Source organism: Micromonospora ferruginea (assembly GCF_013694245.2).
Lineage (GTDB): Bacteria > Actinomycetota > Actinomycetes > Mycobacteriales > Micromonosporaceae > Micromonospora > Micromonospora robiginosa.
Genome location: NZ_CP059322.2, coordinates 6,659,686 through 6,683,036, shown reverse-complemented (window position 1 = coordinate 6,683,036; position 23,351 = coordinate 6,659,686). Strand labels below are relative to the sequence as shown.

Here is a 23,351-nt window from a genome sequence, read left to right as displayed (position 1 = left end):
CCCCGGCGGATGCACTACCGGCCGTCTCGACGCTCACTACCGTCCGAGATGACCAAGCGGGACGCCGTTGGCGTGCGACACGTCGCCGTACGGGCGCTTTTCTGGAACGGCTCAGCTTTCGCGTTCCGGTCGGGAAAGTGCTCCGGAACGGGATTGACGATCACCCCGACCAGGGAATACCAGCTCCCGAAGGAGGAGCCATGTCGCCCACCCAGGTAGTCGTCATAGTCATCGTCGTCGCAGTCGTCGCCGCTCTGGTCGCGTTCGCCGTGGTCGCGAACCGCCGGCGGGCCCTGCGGCAGCGTTTCGGCCCGGAGTACGACCGGGCCGTCGAGGAGCAGGACAGCCGGGGCGCCGCCGAGCGGGAGCTGCGGGAACGCGAACGCCGGCACGCCGAGCTGGAGCTGACCCCGCTCAGCCCGGAGTCCCGGGCCCGCTACGCCGCCGCCTGGGAAGACCTCCAGGTGCGCTTCGTCGACTCGCCGGCGGAGACCGTCGGCGACGCCGACGAGCTGGTCGGCCGGTTGATCGCCGAACGCGGCTACCCCACCGGGGACTTCTCCGACCAGATCGCCCACCTCTCCGTCGAGCACGCCCGCACCCTGACCCACTACCGCGACGCCCACGAGATCCGGCAGCGCAACGAGCGCGGTGAGGCCGGCACCGAGGACCTCCGGCAGGCGCTGGTGCACTACCGGGCCCTCTTCGCCGACCTGCTCGGCGAGGACCCGGTCGCCCAGCGGGCGCCGGAACAGCGCCACCCCGATTCCGAGCACGACGCCACGAGCCGCTGAGGAGCCGCCGCCATGCGCCAGGAAGACCAGCAGGTCACGCAGGACCACCCCGAGGCCGTACGATCCGCGCCGGTGCCGGTCCCGCCGCCGGACGGTCACGACCGCACCGACCGGGCCGAGGTGCCCGAGGACGCGCTGGACGACCGGGGCACGTTCGACGACCCGGCGGTGGGCGACGACCGGGCCGCGGAGCTGGACGAGACCCGCGCGTACGACGCCGGTGAGCTGCGGGACGAGGCCGACCGGTCGGACGCCGACGAGGAGCGGGACGGGGACGGGCGTCAGGCGTTCCACGAGCCGGCCCCGCTGCCGACGGCGTTCGGCGCGGCCACGGTGGGCGACGCGGTGGCCGCCTCGGCGATGGCCGGCGGCCGTCCGGAGGACGAGCGGGACGCGCGCGGCGAGGACACCGCCGTCCCGGGTGACGGCGCGCCGGGCCGGACCGACGCGCTGGACGACGAGCGGGCCGACCCGACCGCCGGTGACCGGCTGCACGACCGGGACCGCTGGGCGGCCGAGCACCGCGACGGCGACCTCGACGGCGACGGGGACCGGGACGGTTCGGTGGCCGGCGCGCACGCGGACCGCGACGACACCCTCGGGGACGTCGAGGACCGCGACGGCACCCTGGCCGCCGACACGGACCGCGACGGCGTGCCGGACCGGGACCGGGACGACGCGGTGGCCGCCGGCGCGGTCGGCTACGGCAGCCCCGAGCCGGGCCTGGTCGACCCCGACGCCGAGCCCGTCACCGCGGACGCCACCGGCCGGCACCACGACACCGTCGACCCGGAGACCGCCACCGCGGCGGCCGGCACGGTGGCCGGCGGCGCGGCCGGGGCGGCGCTCGCCGGCGCGGACCGGCCCACCCCCGGGGCGGTGCCGGACGACGCGGCGACGCTGTTCGCCCCGGACGCCGCGCAGGGCTTCCGGGACCGGTGGCGCGACGTCCAGCTCCGTTTCGTGGACGACCCGAAGGCCGCGGTCGGCGAGGCCGAGTCGCTGGTCGAGGAGGCGATCGAGGCGCTGTCCACGGCGCTGCGGGAGCAGCGCACCAAGCTCGGCACCTGGCAGGAGTCCGGCTCGTCCGACACCGAGCAGCTCCGGGTCGCCGTGCGCGGTTACCGCGACTTCCTGGACCGCGTGCTGGGCCGCTGAGCGGCAAGCCATGTGAGGAGGGGCCCCTTCTTGACGCCAGGCGTCGAGAGGGGCCCCTCCCTACGTCTCGGGGCGGAAAGAACAGCAGGCATGAAACTTCGCGATCGGGGTAACTGCCGGCGCAGCACGCACCCACCCGAGGGGAGCACAGGCATGGGCAGCGGCCTACGGTTGAACATGAACGCCCTGGACTACCTGATCCTGGCGCTCTACTTCGTCACGGTGCTCGGGGTCGGTTTCGCCGCCCGCCGCGCCATCAAGACCAGCGTCGACTTCTTCCTCTCCGGGCGGTCGCTGCCCGCCTGGGTCACCGGCCTGGCGTTCGTCTCGGCGAACCTGGGCGCGCTGGAGATCATCGGCATGGCCGCCAACGGCGCCCAGTACGGCATCATGACGGTGCACTACTACTGGATCGGCGCGGTGCCGGCGATGGTCTTCCTCGGCATCGTGATGATGCCGTTCTACTACGGCTCGAAGGTCCGCAGCGTGCCGGAATACCTTCGGCTGCGCTTCAACCGCCCCACCCACCTGCTCAACGCGCTCAGCTTCGCGATCGCCCAGGTGCTGATCGCCGGCGTGAACCTCTACGCGCTGGCGCTGATCATGCAGGCGCTGCTGGGCTGGCCGCTCTGGGTGGCGATCGTGGTCGGCGCGGCGATCGTGCTGGCGTACATCACCGTCGGCGGCCTGTCCGGCGCGATCTACAACGAGGTGCTCCAGTTCTTCGTGATCATCGCCGGCCTGGTGCCGATCACGGTGATCGGCCTGGTCAAGGTCGGCGGCGTGAGCGGGCTGATGGACGCGGTGCGGGAGTCCAAGCTCGGCGAGGCCGGCCTGCACGCCTGGCAGGGCACCGGCAGCACCGACAACCCGCTGGGCGCGCACTGGCTGGGCATCGTCTTCGGGCTCGGGTTCGTGCTCTCCTTCGGCTACTGGACCACCAACTTCGCCGAGGTGCAGCGCGCACTGTCCGCGCGGAACATGAGCGCCGCCCGGCGTACGCCGATCATCGGGGCGTACCCGAAGCTGCTCATCCCGGTGGTGACCGTGATCCCCGGCCTGATCGCCCTGATCACGGTCAAGGGGTTGGGCGCCGAGAAGGGCGACATGGTCTACAACAACGCCATCCCGCTGCTGATGCGCGACCTGCTGCCCAACGGCGTGCTCGGCATCGCGGTCACCGGCCTGGTGGCGTCCTTCATGGCCGGCATGGCGGCGAACGTCAGCGGCTTCAACACCGTCTTCACGTACGACATCTGGCAGGCGTACTTCCGGCGGGACCGGCCGGACGAGTACTACGTGAAGATCGGCCGGATCGCCACCGTGGTCGCCGTGGTGGTGGGCATCGGCACCGCGTTCATCGCGGCCGGCTTCAGCAACATCATGAACTACATCCAGGCGCTCTTCTCGGTCTTCAACGCGCCGCTGTTCGGCACGTTCATCATCGGCATGTTCTGGCGGCGGATGAGCGCGCTGGCCGGCTTCTGGTCGCTGCTCTCCGGCACCGTGGTGGCGATCGCCACCTACCTGCTCTACAAGACCGGCGTGATCAGCTTCAACTCCGACCTGGAGGAGAGCTTCTGGGGCGCCGGCCTGGCCTTCGTCACCGTCGCGGTGGTGGCCGCGGTCATCACGCCGCTGACCCGGCCGAAGACCGACAGCGAGCTGACCGGCCTGGTGTACGGCCTCAGCGACACCACCCTGAAGGACGACTCGCTGGCCGGCGACGCCGCCTGGTACCGCTCGCCGGTGCTGCTCGGCGTGGTCGCGGTGGTGCTCGCCGCCCTCTTCTACATCCCGGTCTTCTGAGGAAGGGACCCAGGTCATGGCAGACAACGCGGACCGGTACCAGGACGGCGAGGCCCACGACCCGCTGGTGGACGAGACCGAGGACGCCCGGGAGGCGAGTTCGGCCGCGGCCCGGCTGTTCGACATCCGGCGGGTGATCGGCGGGCTGTTCGTCGCGTACGGGCTGATCGTCGGGCTGATGGGGCTCTTCGACTCGTCCGCCGAGATCGACAAGGCGCAGGGCGTCCGGATCAACCTGTGGGCGGGCGCGGTGATGCTGGTCTTCGGGCTGCTCATGCTGCTCTGGCAGCGGCTGCGGCCGACGGAGGCGCCGGTGGCGCGGTCCGACGAGTCCTGACCCGGCATGGCCGGCCCGGCAGGGGGTACGCCGGGGGGATCAGGCATGGGGACAGGAGGCAGCAGCATGACCGATCGTGACCCCGGACGACCGCTGGAGGAGACCCCCGAGGTGGCCGCGGCGGTGGACGACGACAGCACGGTGTCGCAGCTACGTGCCGGCGGCGCCGACCCGGACAACCCCACGTTCGCCGAGCCGGACGGCGCGGTGGCCGACACCGGGTCGCCGGACCTCCTCGGCGACCCGTACGCGGCCGGGACCGGCGCGACCGGCACCGGCACCGGCGCGGGCGGGGACAACATCCGTACCGGCGCGGAGCAGCCCTGGGAGCCGGAGGACCTGGTACGGGCCCGGGGTCAGGACGTGACCCCGGCGAACCTGGAGCGGGCCCGTCGGGACCTGGCCGAGCTGGGCCGCGCGGCGATCGAGAAGACGGTGCCCTGACCCGGGGACGGGCGGGGGCCCCTGGTCGACGTGGGCGTCGACCAGGGGCCCGGGGAAACCCGCGCGGCGGTGCCTCACTCCCGCCGCGGCGGGTGGTCTGACCGCGACTCAGAGCGCCGGGTAGGCGTTCTGCATCAGCTGCGCGAACTGGGCCGCGAACCACGCGCCGGAGATCGGCGCGTCCGGCAGGGCGCCGGACAGGCTGTTCCCGTTGCGGGCGTTGCCGGTGTACGTCGGGTCGCACATCCGGTCGAAGCCCTTGCCCTCGTTGTTCGGGATCTCCTTGCTGGAGCCGTCCGACTCACCCGGGGGCTTCACCCAGACGTAGGCGTCGATGCCCGGCTCCGGGTTGGCCTTCGGCCGCTCGCCGAGGCCCGCGCCGGCCTGGTTGCACCAGTTGCCGGCGTGGATCCGACGGTCCACCCGACCACCGTTGACGTAGGCGTCGACCGAGGTCAGCGGGCCGGGACCGGTCGGACGCGCCGAGCCGCCCCAACCGTTGCGGGAGGTGTCGATCAGCATGCCGATGTTGCTGTCGAAGCCGATCGAGACCAGCTTCTGCCGGAACGCCTGGGCGAAGGACAGCTCGTCGACGTACTGGTTCCAGTCGATCCACTTGGCCTGCCGCACGGTCTGGCCGTTCACCGAGTCGGTGATCTTGATGTACGGCTCCTTGAGCGCGGAGTAGTTCGCCGTGTTGACGATGAAGCCGTGCACGTTGCGCACGGTGCTGCCGGAGGCGACGGCGGCGGCCTTGAGCTGGTCGGCGACCGGGCCGAAGTTGCTGTCCCAGCCGATCCAGCCGTGGTGCGCGGCGTCGATGTAGTTGTAGACGTTGCCGATCGCGCCGAGCTTGGCGAGGGCGTAGCCCACGCCGTTGACGTACGCCCCGTTGGCCTTGACCGTGTCGCACATCGCGGTGCCGCCCGGCTGGCCCGAGGTGTTGGTGGTCAGGTTGGGCAGCGAGTCGATCTCGATGATGTTGACGATCCGCAGGTTCTTGTACTTCGCGTCGGCCTGGATCGCGGCGATCGGGTCGATGTACTCGGACTTGTAGCGCGGCAGCTCGTCCGGGCCCAGCTCACCGTTGGAGGCGAGCGCGGCACAGTCCCGGCCGGGCAGGTTGTAGATCACGAACTGGATGTAGCCGGCGCCCTGGGCGAGCGCGGCGTCCAGGTGGTCACGGACGCCCATCGAGCCGTTGGAACTGCTGCCCGTGGTGCCGTTGATGGCGGCGATCCGGTCCAGCCAGACCGCGGTCGGGTTGTTCGACACCCGGTTGCCGCCGGCCACTGACTCGGCCTTGGCCTTCCACTCCGGGTTCACGTAGCCCTTGACCCCGGCGTACGGGTTGTCGACCTTCTGCCCCGGCGGGGTGCTGGTCGGCGGCGTGCTGGTGGGCGGGGTGCTGGTGGGGGGCGTGCTCGTCGGCGGGGTGCTCGTCGGCGGCGTGCTGGTCGGCGGGGTGCTGGTGGGCGGCGTGCCGCCGTTGCAGACCGTGCCGTTGAGGGTGAACTGGGTCGGCTTCGGGTTGCTGCCGCTCCAGGCGCCGTTGAACCCGATGCTGGTGCTGGCGCCGGTGCCCAGCGAGCCGTTGTAGGACTCGTTCTGCGCGGTGACGTTCTGGCCGCTCTGGGTCCACTTCGCCGACCAGCCCTGCTGCACGCGCTGGCTGCTGTTCCCGAAGGTGAAGCCGAGGTTCCACGAGCTGACCGGGTCACCGAGGTTCTTGATGACCACGTTGGCGGTGAAGCCGCCGGCCCAGTCGTTGGTGGTGTAGTCCACGCTGCACTGCGTCGCGGCCTGCGCCGCGGTGACCGGAAGGGTCACCAGCCCGCCGGCCACGAGGACGCCGGCGCCGGTGAGCGCGAGCGTCCGGCTCCGGCCGGACAGCCTTCTCCACAGATTCATGCCACTGATCTCCTTGGGCGAGACCGGATCCGCGTACGGCCCGGCGGAATGGCGGCGGCGGTCGCCCTGCGGGATCGACCGTGCGCGCCACGGGTTGCTTCGGGGGACGCCCGACCCGGACGGGCGTGCAGGGGGTGGTGGTGCCGACCGGTCCGCAGGACCGGCCGTTGGAGCGGACGTCGTCCGGTGGGTACCGGTTGCCCTCGACGCCTGAGCTCGCGGTGTGGCTCCCCGAACCGCGTGCAGCGATTCTTGCATGGGAGCGCTTCCATGGCAATGGCTCGATGTGCCTCACGCCGACCCTACCTCGCATCGTGGCCCCACCCGACGCACCGCGATCGCCGGGGGCACAGACGGGGCGCGGCGGCGCTCCGCACGCGCGAAAGCCACATCATCGGCAAACTCCTAAAAACGAATCTTTCCCCGAATAGCTCGCGAATAGGTCTAACGTCGGCGGTAGCTCGACTGACGTCGGGCTCAGGACGAACAGGGATGGAGTGACGCTGCTCATGGCTAAGAAGATGCTCGGGAAGGTCGTCGCGGGTGCCGCCCTCGGCGGTGCGGGCCTTCTCGTGTTCACCCCAGGGATGGCCTACGCGGGCGGGCACGACGACGAGGGCAAGGTCATCGCCAAGCCGCACGTGGTCAAGGCGGGCGACACCGTCGAACTGCTCCAGATCTGCTCCGAGCCGCAGGAGCACGCCTACGTCTGGTCGAAGGTCACCGGCAAGGTCGACCTGCACCCGGCCCGCGACGGCGAGCACGGTGACCGGGCCGACCGCGGCGGCGACTGGGAGGACGCGGACCAGGGCCCCGACGGCAAGGACGCGCACGCCGACGACCACGGCAAGGGTCCCGAGAACAAGGGCCCGGAGGGCAAGGGCCCCGAGAACAAGGGTCCCGAGGGCAAGGACGACCAGGGCAAGGACGGGCACGGACCGGGCGAGGCGGGGATGCCTCGGCCGCCGGCCGACGGGCCGCAGCAGGGCGGCACGGGCGCCGGCGCGGCCGTCGACCCGGCCGCGCAGGGCGCGGGCCAGCAGGCCCCCGAGGAGTACGCCCAGGCCGCCGAGCCGGGCTGGGAAGCCTCCGACTGGGCCGACGACGAGCACGGCGCCGACGGCAAGGACCGGCACGGCAAGGACGGCAAGGACGAGCACGGCGCCCGGCCCGAGGACACGGGCGACCAGCACGGCGCCCGGCCGGAGGACAAGGGCGACCAGCACGGCGCCCGGCCCGAGGACAAGGGCGGGGAGCAGGGGGCCCGGCCCGGCGACAAGGGCGAGGACCACGGTGCCCGGCCCGAGGCCAAGGACGACGAGTACGGCAAGGACGGCAAGGACGAGCACGGGGCCGAGTGGTCGGGCGGCAACGAGTGGCAGGGCGGGGACGAGTACGGCTCCGGCGGCGACGAGGCCGGCTGGGAGCAGGGCAAGGACTTCGTCTACTACGGCGAGGCCCGGGTCTCCGAGGACACCCACCCCGGCCGGTACGAGCTGCGGGGCTCCTGCGGCGAGGGCGAGCTGGTGGTCCTCCCCCACGGCGGGGTCGACGGTGGTGACGGCGGCATGACCACCACCGGTCTGGACCGCGGTCTCGCCACCGGGGGTGCCGGCATGATCGGCGCCGCCGCGCTGGGCGGGCTGGTGCTGCTGCGCCGGCGGCGGGCCGGTGACCTGGCCTGACCGGACGACGAACCGGGCCGGCGGCCGTCGCGGGAGACCGTGGCGTGCCGCCGGCGCGGCGCTCGTCGTCCTGCTCGCCATGGTGGGCTCCGGCCTGGTCGGCGCGTCCGTGCGTACCGTCCCGCCGCCCACCCCGCCGCAGCCGATCGCGCAGGCCGCCCCGGAGAACACGGCGGACACCACCGACCCGGACGCGGGCGCCGGATCCGCCACGCCGTGGGACCTCCCGTCGCCCACCGCCGCCGGCCCGTCGGCGGCGCCACCGGACGGCACGTGGAACCCGCCGGCCGGCGCCACCGCAACCCCGACCCCCGGGACCGCGCCGGGGACGGTGCCCGGCGCCGTACCGTCGGCGCCGGCCGGGACCGCCCCGACCACGCCCGGAGCCGCGTCGACCGGACCGGTGGGCGCGCGCGGCGTGCCGGCCGCGCTGCCCCGATCGGCGCCCACCACCATCACGATCCCCCGGATCGGGGTACGCGCCGAGATCATGACGCTCGGCACCAACCCGGACGGCACGGTGCAGGTGCCCCCGCTGGACCAGGCCATGAAGGCGGGCTGGTACTCCCCCGGCGCCAGCCCCGGCGAGGTCGGCAACGCCGTGGTGGTCGGGCACGTCGACTCCGCCAAGCTCGGCCCGGCGGTCTTCTTCAGCCTCGGGGCGCTGGTGCGGGGCGACACGATCGCCGTGACCCGGCAGGACGGCTCGACCGCCACCTTCACCGTGGACGAGGTCCGGTCGTACCCGAAGACCGCGTTCCCGGCGGAGCAGGTCTACGGCCCGTCCGGCGTGCCCGGCCTGCGCGTGGTCACCTGCGGCGGGGTGTTCGACCGAACCGCCGGCAGCTACCTGAACAACATCGTGGTCTACGCACACATGACCGCGTGACCGGCGCGACGCGTCGGGTGTTAAGCGGGGCCCCCTCCTCTACCGGAGGCGTTAAGCGGGGGCCCCGCCTTCTCGTCAGGCCGCGGCCGAGGTCCGGACCAGGGTGCGGATCTGGCGCAGCAGGACCGACAGCGCGGACAGGTCGGCGCGGGACTCGTCGAACTCCCCCATCGCCCGGTGCGCCCGGTGGATCGAGGTGGCGTTCGCCTGCTCCCACTCCTGCACCCGCTCCACCGGCGGGAGATCCGGCGAGGTGGAGCCCAGCACCTCCGCGGTGAGCGCGGCCAGCGCGGCGTACAGGTCGTAGCGCAGCGCCATCCGGGCCAGCGTCTGCCAGCGGTCCTCCCGCGGCAGCAGCGAGATCTTCGACAGCAGCGCGTCCACCCGGAACCGGTCGGAGAGCACGAAGTAGACCGAGGCCACCTCGCTCACCTCCCGCCCGGTCGTCTGCGCCGTCTCGACGATGTCGAGCAGGCCGAAGCTGTACATCAGGCGGGTCGCCTGCACGGCCAGCTCACGCGGCAGCCCCTTGCCGACCAGCGACTCGATGTGCGCCGCGATCGCCTCCCGCTCGGTGCCCCAGAACAGGTGCTCCAGGTCCGGCATGAGCCGGGCCACCCCGTCGCGCAGGCGGGCGATCTCCGCCGGCACGTCGATCGGCGAGCGCCGGTTGGTGACCAGCCAGCGCACCGCGCGGTCGAGCAGCCGCCGGGTGTCCAGGTAGACGGCGGTCTGCAGCTCGGGCGAGACCTTGTTGTCCAGCGCCTCGACCGCGTTCCACAGGTCGCCCAGCTCGAACACCTCGCGGACCACCACGTACGCCCGCAGCACGTCCGCCGCCGAGGCGGCCGTCTCCTCGACCACCCGGAACACGAACGAGATGCCGCCCCGGTTGATCGCCTCGTTGACCAGCACCGTGGTGACGATGTCCCGGCGCAGCCGGTGCCGCCCCATCCGCTCGGCGAAGCGCTGCCGCAGCGGCGTCGGGAAGTAGTTGACCAGGACGTCGGTCGTCCACTCCTCGTCCGCCAGCCCCTCGCTGACGATCTCCCGCTCCAGCACGATCTTCACGTACGCGAGCAGCACCGCGAACTCCGGCGCGGTCAGCCCGCTCTCGGTGCGGACCGCCAGTTCCTCGTCCGACGGCAGCGCCTCCAGCGCCCGGTCCAGCGCGCCGGACCGCTCCAGCTCGTTGATCATCCGGCGGTGCACCGGCAGCAGCGAGGCGGCCTGCGCCTGGGCGTTGTTGAGCGCCCGGGCCTGGTCGTAGTTGTCCCGCAGCACCAGCTCGGCGACCTCGTCGGTCATCTGGGCCAGCAGCTCGTCGCGCTCGGGCCGGTCCAGCTCCCCGTCGGCGACCGCCGTGTTGAGCAGGATCTTGATGTTCACCTCGTGGTCGGAGCAGTCCACCCCGGCCGCGTTGTCGATGAAGTCGGTGTAGATGCGGCCGCCGGTCGCGGCGTACTCGATCCGGCCCTGCTGGGTGAAGCCCAGGTTGCCGCCCTCGCCGACCACCCGGCACCGCAGGCCCTTGCCGTCCACCCGGATGGCGTCGTTGGACTTGTCCCCGACCTCGGCGTTGGTCTGCGTCGACGCCTTGACGTAGGTGCCGATGCCGCCGTTCCAGAACAGGTCCACCGGCGCGGTGACGATCGCCTTCATCAGCTCCTGCGGGCTGAGCTGCGTGACGTCGTCGTCGAGGTCGAGCACCGCGCGCACCTGCGGCGTGATCGGCACCGACTTCGCGGTACGCGGGAAGATGCCGCCGCCGGCCGAGATCAGCTCCGGGTCGTAGTCCTCCCACGACGACCGGGGCAGGTCGAACAGCCGCTTGCGCTCCTGGAAGGAGCGGGCCGCGTCCGGGTCCGGGTCCAGGAAGATGTGCCGGTGGTCGAAGGCGGCCAGCAGCCGGATGTGCTCCGACAGCAGCATGCCGTTGCCGAACACGTCACCGGACATGTCGCCGACGCCGACCACGGTGAAGTCCTGGGTCTGGGTGTCGTGCCCCAGCTCCCGGAAGTGCCGCTTCACCGACTCCCAGGCGCCGCGCGCGGTGATGCCCATCTTCTTGTGGTCGTAGCCGGCCGAGCCGCCGGAGGCGAACGCGTCGCCCAGCCAGAACCGGTGCGCGGTGGAGATCTCGTTGGCGATGTCGGAGAACGTCGCGGTGCCCTTGTCCGCCGCCACCACCAGGTAGGGGTCGTCGGCGTCGTGCCGGACCACGTCGTCGGGCGGCACGATCTCACCGCTGACGATGTTGTCGGTGACGTCGAGCAACGCGGAGATGAACTCCTTGTAGCAGACCACCGCCTCGTCCCGGTCGCCCGGCTTCTGCTTCAGCACGAAGCCGCCCTTGGCGCCGACCGGCACGATCACCGCGTTCTTCACCATCTGCGCCTTGACCAGGCCCAGCACCTCGGTGCGGAAGTCCTCGCGCCGGTCGGACCAGCGCAGGCCGCCCCGGGCCACCGGCCCGAACCGCAGGTGCACGCCCTCGAAGCGGGGCGAGTAGACGAAGATCTCGAACTTGGGCCGCGGGGCCGGCAGGTCCGGGATCGCCTGCGGGTCCAGCTTGAACGCCACGTACGGCTTGGGCCGCCCACCCACCGGCTTCTGGTAGAAGCTGGTGCGCAGGGTGGCCTGGATCAGCGTCAGGTAGGCGCGCAGGATCCGGTCCTGGTCGAGGCTGGCGACCTCGTCCAGCGCCTCGCCGATCGCGTCGACCAGCTCGCCGCTGCGCTGCCGGCGCTCGTCCAACGTGGTCGCGCCGGGCGCGAACCGCGTCTCGAAGAGCTGCACCAGCAGCCCGGCGATCCGCGGGTACGCGATGAAGGTCTGCTCCATGTACTCCTGGGAGAACACGGTGCCGGCCTGCCGCAGATATTTCGCGTACGCCCGCAGCACCACCACCTGCCGCCAGGTGAGCCCGGTGCGCAGCACCAGCTCGTTGAAGCCGTCCACCTCGGCCTCGCCCCGCCAGGCGGCCGCGAACGCGTTCTCCACGTGCGGGCGCACCTCGGCCAGGTCCTGGTGCCGCTCGGGCAGCTCCAGGCCGAAGTCGTAGAGCCAGATCCGGCCGTCGACGCGCTCCACCTCGTACGGGTGCTCGTCGACCACCTTCACGCCGAGCGAGTGCAGCACCGGCAGCACGGCGGAGAGCATCATCGGCTCGCCGTACCGGTAGACCTTGAACCGCACGTCCATCGACTCGTCGGCGTCGTTCGCCCGGCCCGAGTAGGCGCGCGGGGCCAACTGCTTGCGGAACAGATGCATCTCGAGCTGGCCCGGCTCCTCCAGCAGTTCCAGCTTGGCCAGGTCCTTCATCGCCTCGTACGGCGTGTGCCCGTCCTTGTAGCCCTCCGGGAACGCGTCGGCGTAGCGGCCGAACAGGTGCTTGGCCTGCTCGTCGCCGAGCTTGCGCTCCAGCACCAGCCGGTAGTCGTCGTCCCAGAGCCGGGTGGCGTCGGCCAACTCCTCGGCGAGCAGGTCGGCGTCGATCTCGCCGGGCGGGTTGTTCGGGTCGGTGCGGACGATGAAGTGCACCCGGGCCAGCATCGACTCGGTGACCCGGGTGGTGTAGTCGACCCCGACGCCGTTCAGCTCGCGCAGCAGGATGTCCTGCATGCGCAGCCGGTTCTGCGTGGTGAACCGGTCCCGGGGCAGGTAGATCAGGCAGGAGATGAACCGCCCGTACGCGTCCCGGCGCAGGAAGACCCGTAGCTGCCGGCGGCCGGCCATGCGCAGCACGCCGATCACCGCGTGGTAGAGGTCGTCGGTCTTGATCTGGAACAGCTCGTCGCGCGGGTAGGTCTCCAGGATCTGCAGCAGGTCCTTGCCGGAGTGGCTGCGCAGGCTCAGGCCGGAGCGGTCCAGCACCTCGGCCACCTTGCGACGCACCACCGGCAGCTCCTGCACGCTGGTCCGGTAGGCGGCGGTGGAGAACAGGCCCAGGAAGCGACGCTCCCCGACCACCTCGCCGGCCTCGTTGAAGATCTTGAAGCCGATGTAGTCGAGGTAGGCCGAGCGGTGCACGGTGGCCCGGGAGTTGGCCTTGGTGATGATGAGCAGGCGCTTCTCCAGCACCCGCTCGTGCGCCTCGGGGGTCATCGAGTTCAGCGACCGGGCCTCCGGCGAGTCGGACCGCAGGATGCCCAGCCCGGTGCCGAGGACCGCCTCCAGCGCCTGCCCGCCGTCCGCCCCGTCCGTGTCGACCAGGCGGTACTCGCGGTAGCCGAGGAACGTGAAGTGGTCGTGCGCGAGCCAGCGCAGCAGCTCCACCGAGTCGGTGATGTCCTTCTCCGGCACCGGCGGGCGGTTGTCCGAGGTGCGTGCGGCGGCCAGTTCGTCGGCGAGCGCCAGCGCCCGCTGCCGCATCTTGGGCCAGTCCTCCACGGCCTCGCGCACGTCGGTCAGCACCCGCTGCAACTCGCGGCGCACCGTCTCCCGCTCGGCCGGGTCGCGGACCGGGTCGATCTCGATCCGCATCCAGCTCTCGACCAGGTCGCCGGCGATCGCGTCGTCCGGCTCCACGTCGGCGGAGACCTCGGTGAGCCGGCCCAGCGGCTCGCGCCGGACCACCACCAGCGGGTGCACCAGCAGGTGCACGTCGAGGTGTCGGGAGTTCAGCAGGGCGGTGACCGAGTCGACCAGGAACGGCATGTCGTCGGTGACGATCTCGACGACGGTGTGGTGCTGCTCGGCGTCCGGCTCGTGGATGCGGAGCTTCAGCTCCCCCGGCACCCGCTGCTGGGCCAGGTCCCGGTGTGCCCGGGCCGCCTCCAGCATCTCCTCGGCGGTGAAGCCGATCAGCTCCTCGTCCGGCGCGAACCGCCAGAACCGGTCCACCAGCGTGGCCGCGTCGTGGTCGTCGCCGGCGAGCGCGACCGCCTGCGCGACCAGCCGCTCCGCGTTGGGTACGGGCTCGTCCAGCTCGGCGTCCTCGGACTCGTCGGCCAGCGCCTGCGCGGGCAGACCGAGGTCGTAGAGGGTGTCGATGCTGGAACCGGTCATCCCGGTCACTCCTGTGTCGAGACGGCCGAAACCGTCCCCGTCGGTCGCCGAATCGAAGCTGTCATCGTCCCGGCTGGTGTCAGCCTGCCGGAGGTCGGGTCCCGGTTTGATCGCCGGACGCCGGTCCATCGGTGCCACTCCCCTCGACCCACCGCGTTGTGGGTCACTCTGCCGCCCAGCCTAGGCCCTGCCGTTGTGCCCCTCGGTCGGCGGACCACTGGCCGGACGTCCGGATCGGGACTGTGCCCTTTCACCTGTTGCGGGTGCGTGGTCGGCCGGTCGCGGAGTACCCCGGCTGGCGATGTTCATCACACTGCCACACGCCTCTTCTCACGCCGCCGGAGGCGGTGGCGGGGCCGTGCGGAGCCGCGTGCCGTACTAGCGTGCAGGTCAGCCACGCACCGGAGGGACCGCTTCATGCCCGTGTCGTACCCCGTTCACCCCCGCCGCCAATCCCGCCGCCGGCTGATCGCGGCGCTGGCCGTCGCGCTGCTCTCCGCCGGCGCGGTGACCGGGTGCTCGGGCGAGGACGGGCCGGAACGCACCGTCGACGCCTTCCTGGGCGGGTGGCGCTCGGGCGACCTGCGGGCGGTCGGCTTCGTCGAGCCGACCGGCGGGCGGGTGCCGGCCGACGAGGTGACGAAGCGGCTGCGGGCGCTCTCCGGCGAGCTGGCCGCCAGCCCGCCGACGCTGGAGCGCACCGGCGAGATCAAGACCGAGGGCGACATCGCCACCGCCCGTTTCCGGGTGACCTGGCCGCTGCCCGGCGGCGCCCGCTGGACCTACGACAACCCGCTCCGCCTCAAGGGCGGCGGCCACGAGTGGCAGGTGATCTGGGAGCCGAGCCTGGTGCACGAGAAGCTGGAGGCCGACGACCACCTCGCGCTGCGCCGGGAGGTGGCGCCCCGGGCCGCCGTGCTGGACGCCGCCGGCAACCCGATCGTCGCGCCGCGCCCGGTGGTCCGGGTGCAGGTGGCGCCGGCCGAGGTCACCGACGCGCCGGGTCTGGTGCGCCGGCTCGACGCCGCGTTCAAGGCGATCCGGCCCGCGCTCGACCCGCCGGTCGACCTCGGCGACCTGCCGAAGCGCCTGAAGGCGGCGGACCGGAACGCGGTCGTCGAGGTGGTGACGCTGCGCGACGAGGCCTACCGGCAGATCAAGCCCCGCATCTACGACCTGCCGGGCACCCGGTTCACCTCCGACAAGCTCCTGCTCGCCCCGACCCGGGAGTTCGCCCGGGCGCTGCTCGGCTCGGTCGACCCGGCCCAGGCCGACGACCTCCAGGCCCACCCGGACCGCTACGCCCGCGGCGACCTGGTCGGGCACGGCGGCCTCCAGGGCCGGTACGACGAACGGCTGCGCGGCACGCCCGGCGTCACCGTGGTCACCGAGCGCCCCGCCGCCGAGGGCACCACCGAGCCGACCGGCGCCGAGTTGTTCCGCAGCGACCCGAAGGCGGGGCAGCCGGTGAAGACCACGCTGGACGTGGCCACCCAGAACGCCGCCGACGCCGCGTTGCGGGGTGAGAAGCGGCGTTCCGCCCTGGTCGCCGTGCGGATCGGCGACGGCGCGGTGCTGGCGGCCGCGAACGGCCCCGGCGCGGCCGGCGAGAACCTCGCCTTCACCGCCCAGGTGCCGCCGGGTTCGACGTTCAAGATGGTCAGCGCGCTGCGCCTGCTGGACCAGGGCGCGGTGACGCCGCAGACCACGGTGGCCTGCCCGAAGACCGCCCAGGTCGACGGCCGGATCTTCAAGAACTCGGACGACTTCGAGTTGGGCGCGGTGCCGTTCGCCACCGACTTCGCCAAGTCCTGCAACACCGCCTTCACCTCGCTGGCGCCGAAGCTCGGCGCGGACGGCCTCGCCCAGGCCGGCCGGGCGCTCGGGTTGGAGGCCGGATGGGACCTGGGCGTGGACGCGTTCACCGGCAAGGTCTCCGCGAACGGCGGGCTCACCGAGCAGGCCGCCGCCGCGATCGGCCAGGGCACCACGGTGGTCAGTCCGCTGGCCATGGCCGGCGCCACCGCGGCTGTCGCCCGGGGTCGGTTCGAGCAGCCCAGGCTGTTGCTCGACCCGGCGCCGGCCAAGCCCGCCCCGGCCGGCCCGGCGCTCAAGCCGGAGTCCGTGGCGGCGCTGAAGACCCTGATGCGCGGCGTGGTCACCGGCGGGACCGGGGCCACGCTGGCGGACGTGCCCGGCGACCCGGTGCACGGCAAGACCGGCACCGCCGAATACGACGACAACCCGGCGCACACCCACGCCTGGTTCGTGGGCTGGCAGGGCGACGTGGCCTTCGCCGTCTTCGTCGAGCAGGGCGGGTCCAGCACGGCCAGCGCGGTGCCGATCGCCGAGCGGTTCCTGCGCGGCCTGGCCGGCTGACGCCCGACCACCGTCACGAGGAGTGTTCTCGCGCCGCATGTAGCGCTCACCGAGCGTCACCGCCGCGGATCCGTCGACGGTCGGCCACCCGGTCCCACCGGCGGGACTGCCCCACGCGCCCGGATCGCCGGTGACTCTCCGCAGAAATGGCCGGTAATTGCGCCGGCAAGCCGCCACGGTACGTGTTACCGGCAGGTCCACTAATCCGCGTTCCGCGCGACCCGCACGCCCGAACAGGTTTGCCCATTCGTGCGATCCTTGCCAATGTCGAATCGCTGCACGATACGGCTTCAGGACACCAGCGGAAAGGGGCAATCGTGTTCCCCGACCTTTACGCGACGGCCGCACAGGTGCTTCCGGTTCTCCTGCTCGCGCTGATCTGGGAGTCCCGTTTTCTGGACCGCCTGCGTGAGCAGAACCGACGGCTGCGGCGGGACGACCCGGCTGGCGTTCTCTTCTGGACCAGGCCGCGCGTCCGCGCGTATTCCCTTTTCATCGTGGCCACCATCATGGCCGGCACCGGGCTGGCCGTGCTGGTGCTGGCCGAGGCGGTGCCGGACGGCCCGGTGCCACGGGCGGTGCTGACCGTCTGTGTGCTGCTGGCGCTGGCCACCCTGTTCACGCGCGTCGTGGTGGACGTGGTGTCCGCGACCGGACCGGAGCCGGTGGGGCGGGACGCCACACCGCCGACGGACCCTCGGGACGAACCGCGATGAACCCGGTCGACGTGGTCTTCGTGCACGGCCTCTTCTCCTCCCGCCGCGCGTGGGAGCAGATGGATCGGCTGCTGACCGACGACGCCGAGTTGCCCTCGGTGCGCACCCACTTCTTCGAGTACGACTCCCGGATCGTCCGGCTCCGACCGGACCGGCGGATCCCGCGCCTGGACGACATCGCGGACCGGCTCGGCACCTACCTCGCCCACGAGGTCGGCTCCGCGAGCCGGATCGTCCTGGTCTCCCACAGCCAGGGCGGGCTGGTGATCCAGCGCTACCTGGTGCGGACGCTGGCCCGCGGCGGCGGGCACGAGTTGGCGAGGATCCGGCGGGTGGCGATGTACGCCTGCCCGAACAACGGGTCGCAGTTCCTCGGCTCGTTGCGGCGAATGGCATGCCGTCTGCGCAATCCCCAGGAACGGGAATTGCGCCCACTCACCAAGGAGATCACCGAGACCTACACCGCGCTCCAACGCGGCGTGCTGCAGGCCCGCCATGCCGGCCCGCACGAGTGGCCGTTGCCGATCTCCACGTATGCCGGCATGTCCGACAACATCGTTCCGCCCTTCATCGCGAAAGGATCATTCACCGAGAGCGGGGTGGTGGAGGGTGACCATTTCACGGTGATCCGCCCGACCACCCGCGACGATTCCCGCTACCTGGCACTACGCAAGGAGATCCGCGCCGCCGCCGAAACCGGCGAGCGGCCCGTGGCCGAGGTCCCGCCGGACGCCGCCCCCGCCACGAACACCGTCCCCACCGGCTCCGGCGCCACCGCCGCGACCGCCGGCAGCCGGCCGGACCGGGCCGGGCGCATCTCGGTCGAACCGCCGCTCGGCCGCCTGGACTCCCCGCTCTACGGGCGGGACGAACTGATCGAGGAGATCATCTCGGGCGGGCGGGCGCCGGCCGGGACGACCTCGTCGGTGCACGTCCTGCACGGGCTGCCCGGCTCCGGGAAGAGCTACCTGGCGCTTGAGGTGGCCCGCCGCTGCCGGCTCGCCGGCCGGCAGGTCTGGTGGGTCTCGGCGCAGCGCCTCAGCTCCAACATGCGTGAGGTGGCCACCCGGCTCGGCGCGCCGAGCGGCCTCGTCGACCGGGCCTGGTCGGGCGACGCGAGCGCCACCGACCTGGTCTGGCGCTTCCTCGACAACGCCGAGCGCCGGTGGGTGCTGATCATCGACAACGCCGACGACCCCCGTGAGCTGGACCCGGTCGACGACGACCTCACCGACGGCCGCGGCTGGTTGCGCCCACCGCAGGACCCGGCGAACCTCGTCGTCGTCACCAGCCGGGACGGCGACCGGAACACCTGGCCGGCCTGGTCCCGGCGGCACGCGGTGCGACCGCTCACCGACGACGAGGGCGCGTTGGTGCTGCTGGCCCGCGCCGGCAGCGCGGCCGGCACCGTGGAACAGGCGCGGGCGCTGTCGGCGGCGCTCGGCGGGCTGCCGCTGTCGCTGCGCGGGGTGGGCGACTATCTCAAGTCCGTCCACACCACGCAGATCTACCAGGGCCGGCAGGTGCTGCGCGACTTCGAGAGCTACCGGCTCAACCTCCAGCAGAGGCTCGAACTGCCGCCCGGCGCGCCCAAGCTCGACGAGATGACCGGCCTCGGGGTCACCGCGCAGGTCTTCGACATCTCGCTGGAACTGCTCGCCCGGCGCGGCCTCACCCAGGCCGGCAACCTGCTGCGCGTCCTCGCCTGCCTGAGCGTCGGCCCGGTGCCCTACCACCGGCTGCTGGACCAGGACGTGCTGAAACGGTCCCCACTGTTCTCCGAGTTCACCGCGCAGCAGCAGCTCACCGTCCTGGAGGGGCTGGCCGACCTGTCCCTGCTCGCCCCCGACGAGCTGCCGGACGTGCGGATCGAGGACTTCCGACACGTGCTGTCCCTGCACCCCCTGGTGCACGGCATCATGCGGGACGACCGCGAGTTGCGTCGACAGGCCACCGACTACCACGCCCTCTGCGTGCAACTGCTCACCGCCGCGGTCCGCGACCTGAACCCGGACGCCACCGCCGACTGGGACGGCTGGTACCTGCTGGCGCCGCACACCATCGGCCTGGCCCGGGACTACCTGCGGGGCAGCGGCATCCGGTACGAGCGGCTGACCGTGCTGGCCATGCTCGAACTGGTCCGGCTCACCGCCCGCTACCTGCTCCTCACCGGCCTGGCGCGCTCGGCCGAGGAGATGCTCGTCCCGGTCGTGGAGAACTGTTCGGCGTACGGGATGAGCCCGGCCGACCGGGAGATCCTCGCGCTGCGCCACGAGATGGCCCGGGCCGCGCTGGAACAGCAGCGGCACGCCGAGGCCGAGGAGATGCTGCGGGACATCATCGTCACCCGGGAGGCGCTGCTGGGCGTCCGGCACCCCGACACGCTCGCCAGTCGGCACAAGCTGGCACGCTCCATCATGGCGCAGAACCGGTGGAGCGAGGCGGAGAAGGAGCTCCGGGCGATCGTCGCGGCCGAGGACGAGGTCCGCGGGCCGGAACACTCCGACACGATGATCATCCGACACTCGCTCGCCCGGTCCGTCCTCCTGCAGGGCCGGACCGCGGAGGCCGAGGAGATGCTGCGGGAGATCCTCGCGATCCGGCTCCGGCACTGGGCGCCGACGGAACCGGAGACGCTGCTGGTCCGGCACAGCCTCGCCCGCTGCCTGTTCGCCCTCTCCCGGTTCGACGAGGCGGAGATGCAGCTCCGCGCGGCCCTGGACGGCCTGCGACCCGACGAGTTGGTCCAGCCGGAGGTGCTGCTGCTGCGGTGGACGCTCGCGCAGGTGCTGATCGAGGGAAACGTCAACGCCGCCCGCGCGGTGCTCACCGGACTGCTGGCGGACCGCGAACGGGTGATCGGCGCACGCCACCCGGACACGGTCGTCACCCGCGAGACGCTCGCGCGACTGGCCCCGTACGTGGCGCCCCGACAGGCCGGCGGCGTCGAGTAGAAAGACGTGACACATCTTCGGTTAGACGGATTTCCGTCAGCGCCGACACAATGTCGGGCATCGAACTCATGGAATCCTCCGAATGGCGGTTGTCCTCGCGACCGCGGCGTATCAATCTCTAGGGACAACGTTCGACGCAGGGGGGCGCCAATGTCCGTCGACGACCAGGCCGTGCCGGAACCGACCGGCGCCCACCAGGGGCCCGCCGAGGCGCTCCGGCAGATCGCCCGCGACATGGCCAAGGCGTACGAGGTGGCGCTGGAGGTCAACCCGCAGCTCTACTTCAGCGGCCGGACCCCGGCGGTGGTGAGCGCGCACACGTCGGCCGAGCGGGCATGAGCGCCGACGGCAGCCGACTCTTCGTCGTCGACGCGTTCACCGACCAAGCGTTCCGCGGTAATCCCGCCGGCGTCGTCATTCTCGACGAGAAACGCGACGACGCGTGGATGCAGTCCGTGGCGAGCGAGATGCGGCATTCGGAAACCGCGTTCGCGTTGCCCGCCGAGAACGGTTGGTGGCACCTGCGCTGGTTCACCCCGACGGTCGAGGTCGACCTGTGCGGGCACGCGACCCTCGCCACCGCGCACGTGCTCGGCGGCCACAGCCGGTTCCGCACCCGCAGCGGCGACCTGACCTGCTCGGTCTCCCCGGACGGGTGGATCGAGATGGACTTCCCGGCGGACCGGCCCGCCCCGGTCGACCCGCCGGACGCGCTCCGCCGGGCCCTCGGCGACCACACGACCGTCGTCACGGTCACTCGCGGGGTGTCCGACCTGCTCGTCGAGGTCGGCGGGCCGGACGACGTACGCTCCGCCCGACCCGACCTGGCCGCGCTCGCCACGATCCCGGTCCGCGGGGTCATCCTCACCGCTCACGACACGTCCCGAGACCGGATCGTCAGCCGGTGCTTCTATCCCGCGGTCGGCGTCCCGGAGGACCCGGTCACCGGCTCCGCCCACTGCACCATCGGCAGTTGGTGGGCCGAGCGCCTGGGCCGCGACGACCTGATCGCCGAGCAGCTCTCCCCGCGCGGCGGCACCCTGCGGCTGTCCCGGCGCGGCGACCGGATACGCCTCGGCGGCCGGGCGGTCACCGTCTGGCACGGCGAGATCCTGGTCTGACCGTGAAGCACGCCGAGGAGCTGAACGCGGTCACCCTCGCCCAGCTCGCCGAGGGGACGCTGGACGCCATCTGGGTCCGCGGCTTCCACCCGCCGCCGGCCTGCCGCGCGGTGCTGCCCCGGGTGGTCGAGGCGTGCGAGCGGGCGCGCTACACCCTGACCGGCGACTTCCAGAGCATCGGCACCTCGATCGGCGAGGCGGCCGAGTCCCCCGCGCACGAGCGGCGTTACCTGGAGACGGCCGCCGACACGCTCGCCCTGGTGCGGGAGGAGATCTTCGCCGGTCGCCTGTCGCCCCTCGACGAGCTACGGCTGCGGCTGGACGAGATGTGGCCGGCCGGCGCCACGGTGGCCCGGCACGACGGGCGGCTGATGCTCCCCGGCGTCATCCGCCGCTGGCCGGCCGGCGGGCACGCCAACCCGCACATCGACCAGCGGGCCATCCCGCTGCTGGCCGCACACGGGCTGCGCCGCCGGATCGGCACCAACGTCTACCTCGAGGTGCCGCCGCGCGGCAACGGCGGCCAGGTCGATTTCTGGTCGCTGTGGTCGGACGAGGGCACGTACGACGCGCGGCGTCGGACCGACTACGGCCTCGACCGGGAGCAGCTCGGCGAGCCGCACTGGTCCTGCGAGCCCGGCCAGGGCGACCTGCTGATGTTCGACGCGGCACGGGTGCACGGCGTGCGCCGGGTCGCGCAGGGCTCCCGGGTGACCGCCGCCTGCTTCGTCGGCGTCCGGGACGCCGACCGGCCACTCGTCCTGTTCGCCTGACCACCCGCCCCGGGCCGTCGTCCCCGCCGCTCAGGCCAGGCGCCGCTCAGGCCAGGCGCCGTTCAGACCAGGCGCCGCTCAGGCCGGGCCCCGCTCAGGCCGGGTCGTCGGCGGCCGGCGGCCCGTCCCCGGCCGGCGGGGTGTCCGCGTCGGGCACCGCGACACGGCGGAGCAACCCGGGGCCGACGGCCGCGCCGGGTGCCTCCGCGTCGGGCGCCGGCTGCCACGGCAGGGCCGGCTCCCCCGGACGGGAACCGTCGACGGCCGCCGGCGGGCCGATCGGGTCGACCGCGACGGCGGGTACGGGCACCGCGCCGCGCTCCGGGCGGCCGTTGCCCGCGCGGGGCCCCGGGGCGACCGGGCCGGACGGCAGCAGCCGGGGCGGCAGGGCGCCCGGGGCGACGACCGGGGCGAGGCCCGCCACCACGGTGTTGACGATCTCCGCCGCGTACGCGCCGTCCGGGTCGTAGTCGGGGTCGAAGACGGTCAGCTCGACGCCGAGGCAGTGCGGGGTGTCTACCAGCCCGGCGAGCAGGATCTCCAGCTCGGCGAAGGCGATCCCGCCCGGGTCGGGCGCGTCGACGGCGGGCATCACCGCCGGGTCGAGCACGTCGACGTCGATGTGCACCCAGTAGCCGGCGCAGTCCACGAGCTGCTCGTGCGCCCACTGCGCGGTCCGGGCCGCGCCCTCGGCGCGCAGCGCCGGCACCGGGCGGGTGGTGATGCCGGCCGCCTGGAGGTCGAGCCGGTACTCGTCCTGCGCGCGGATGCCCAGCACCACCACGTCGACGTCGCGGAAGTAGGGACGTCGCCCCTCGATCGCGGCCAGGTCGGGCTGCCCCCGGCCGGTGACCAGCGCCAGGTCCTCCCCCGCCGCCGCGCCGACGTAGGAGGCGTTGCCGGGGTGCCGAAAGTCGGAGTGGCCGTCCACGAAGACCAGCCCGATCCGCCCGCCCACCGCCTCGCCGAGCCGGTGCATGGCCAGCGCCGAACCGAGCAGCACCGAGCAGTCCCCGCCGAGCACCAGCGGGAACTCGCCACGGTCGATGATCGCGCCGATCCGGTCGGCCAGCGCCGCCGAGTACGTGGAGATCTCCGGCGCGTGGCAGACGCCGTCGCCGGGTCGCCAGTCGCCGGGGTCGTACCGGGGCGGGGTGAGACAGCCGGCGTCGCGGGCGCGCAGCCGGGCCAGCAGGCCGTGGTCGCGCAGCGCGCCGGGCGCCTTGGCGCAGCCGGGAACGGAGCTGGCCGTGGGCGGGCGCAGCCCGAGGTTCGTCGGCGCGTCGAGGACGGCGATCCGGCGCATCATGGGCTCCCGTCCTCGGTGGTCGGGCGGGCCGGCGGCGCGCCGGCCCGCGCGGGCGTACGTCT

Annotated in this window: 16 protein-coding genes; 13 read left to right on the top strand and 3 right to left on the bottom strand. The window is 72.7% G+C overall.

What is annotated here, in order from left to right; genetic code table 11:
* The first annotated feature begins 200 nt into the window (after positions 1-200).
* The 5 genes from H1D33_RS30145 (at position 201) to H1D33_RS30125 (ending at position 4,542) form a co-directional block, all read left to right on the top strand.
* Positions 201-794 carry a hypothetical protein gene (locus H1D33_RS30145; protein WP_181569985.1) on the top strand — a complete coding sequence of 198 codons (594 nt, stop codon included), beginning with the start codon at positions 201-203 and terminating at the stop codon, positions 792-794.
* 12 nt (positions 795-806) lie between these two features.
* Entirely contained in the window at positions 807-1,952 is a 1,146-nt protein-coding gene (locus H1D33_RS30140; RefSeq protein ID WP_181569986.1) for a hypothetical protein, read from the top strand.
* Positions 1,953-2,105: 153 nt separating this feature from the next.
* Positions 2,106-3,761 (top strand): sodium:solute symporter family protein, encoded by a 1,656-nt coding sequence (locus H1D33_RS30135; RefSeq protein ID WP_181569987.1) that lies wholly within the window; start codon positions 2,106-2,108, stop codon positions 3,759-3,761.
* A 16-nt stretch (positions 3,762-3,777) separates the two neighbouring features.
* A complete protein-coding gene (locus tag H1D33_RS30130; RefSeq protein WP_181569988.1) occupies positions 3,778-4,098 on the top strand; it encodes a hypothetical protein in 321 nt (106 codons plus the stop codon).
* A 66-nt stretch (positions 4,099-4,164) separates the two neighbouring features.
* Positions 4,165-4,542, top strand: a complete 378-nt coding sequence (locus tag H1D33_RS30125) for a hypothetical protein (protein ID WP_181569989.1) — start codon at positions 4,165-4,167, stop codon at positions 4,540-4,542.
* 108 nt (positions 4,543-4,650) lie between these two features.
* On the opposite strand, the gene H1D33_RS30120 is transcribed toward H1D33_RS30125, so the two are convergent.
* Entirely contained in the window at positions 4,651-6,453 is a 1,803-nt protein-coding gene (locus tag H1D33_RS30120) for a glycoside hydrolase family 6 protein (protein ID WP_181569990.1), read from the bottom strand.
* A 509-nt stretch (positions 6,454-6,962) separates the two neighbouring features.
* On the opposite strand from H1D33_RS30120, the gene H1D33_RS30115 reads away from it, so the two are divergent.
* Together H1D33_RS30115 and H1D33_RS30110 are read left to right on the top strand one after the other, a co-directional pair.
* Positions 6,963-8,138 (top strand): putative sodium/potassium/calcium exchanger, encoded by a 1,176-nt coding sequence (locus tag H1D33_RS30115; protein ID WP_181569991.1) that lies wholly within the window; start codon positions 6,963-6,965, stop codon positions 8,136-8,138.
* Complete coding sequence (locus H1D33_RS30110) at positions 8,125-9,027, top strand: class F sortase (RefSeq protein ID WP_414685467.1); 903 nt, start codon at positions 8,125-8,127, stop codon at positions 9,025-9,027. Before H1D33_RS30115 ends, H1D33_RS30110 begins: the two co-directional genes overlap by 14 nt.
* A gap of 75 nt (positions 9,028-9,102) precedes the next feature.
* Here the strand turns inward: H1D33_RS30110 and H1D33_RS30105 are convergent, their stop codons facing one another.
* Complete coding sequence (locus tag H1D33_RS30105) at positions 9,103-14,166, bottom strand: NAD-glutamate dehydrogenase (RefSeq protein ID WP_181569992.1); 5,064 nt, start codon at positions 14,164-14,166, stop codon at positions 9,103-9,105.
* Positions 14,167-14,454: 288 nt separating this feature from the next.
* On the opposite strand from H1D33_RS30105, the gene H1D33_RS30100 reads away from it, so the two are divergent.
* From H1D33_RS30100 to H1D33_RS30075, 6 genes are all read left to right on the top strand, one after another.
* Complete coding sequence (locus tag H1D33_RS30100; RefSeq protein ID WP_181569993.1) at positions 14,455-16,416, top strand: penicillin-binding transpeptidase domain-containing protein; 1,962 nt, start codon at positions 14,455-14,457, stop codon at positions 16,414-16,416.
* Positions 16,417-16,733: 317 nt separating this feature from the next.
* Positions 16,734-17,132, top strand: a complete 399-nt coding sequence (locus H1D33_RS30095; RefSeq protein ID WP_181569994.1) for a hypothetical protein — start codon at positions 16,734-16,736, stop codon at positions 17,130-17,132.
* A complete protein-coding gene (locus tag H1D33_RS30090) occupies positions 17,129-20,086 on the top strand; it encodes an alpha/beta hydrolase (RefSeq protein WP_181569995.1) in 2,958 nt (985 codons plus the stop codon). Before H1D33_RS30095 ends, H1D33_RS30090 begins: the two co-directional genes overlap by 4 nt.
* Before the next feature lie 150 nt (positions 20,087-20,236).
* Positions 20,237-20,425, top strand: a complete 189-nt coding sequence (locus H1D33_RS30085) for a hypothetical protein (RefSeq protein WP_181569996.1) — start codon at positions 20,237-20,239, stop codon at positions 20,423-20,425.
* On the top strand, positions 20,422-21,207 hold the full coding sequence (locus tag H1D33_RS30080; protein WP_181569997.1) for a PhzF family phenazine biosynthesis protein: 786 nt from the start codon (positions 20,422-20,424) through the stop codon (positions 21,205-21,207). Before H1D33_RS30085 ends, H1D33_RS30080 begins: the two co-directional genes overlap by 4 nt.
* A 2-nt stretch (positions 21,208-21,209) precedes the next feature.
* Positions 21,210-21,980 carry a 2OG-Fe(II) oxygenase gene (locus tag H1D33_RS30075; RefSeq protein WP_181569998.1) on the top strand — a complete coding sequence of 257 codons (771 nt, stop codon included), beginning with the start codon at positions 21,210-21,212 and terminating at the stop codon, positions 21,978-21,980.
* A gap of 94 nt (positions 21,981-22,074) precedes the next feature.
* Here H1D33_RS30075 and H1D33_RS30070 read toward each other — a convergent pair whose 3' ends face one another.
* Positions 22,075-23,289 carry an arginase family protein gene (locus tag H1D33_RS30070; protein ID WP_246411782.1) on the bottom strand — a complete coding sequence of 405 codons (1,215 nt, stop codon included), beginning with the start codon at positions 23,287-23,289 and terminating at the stop codon, positions 22,075-22,077.
* Between the last annotated feature and the right edge of the window lie 62 nt (positions 23,290-23,351).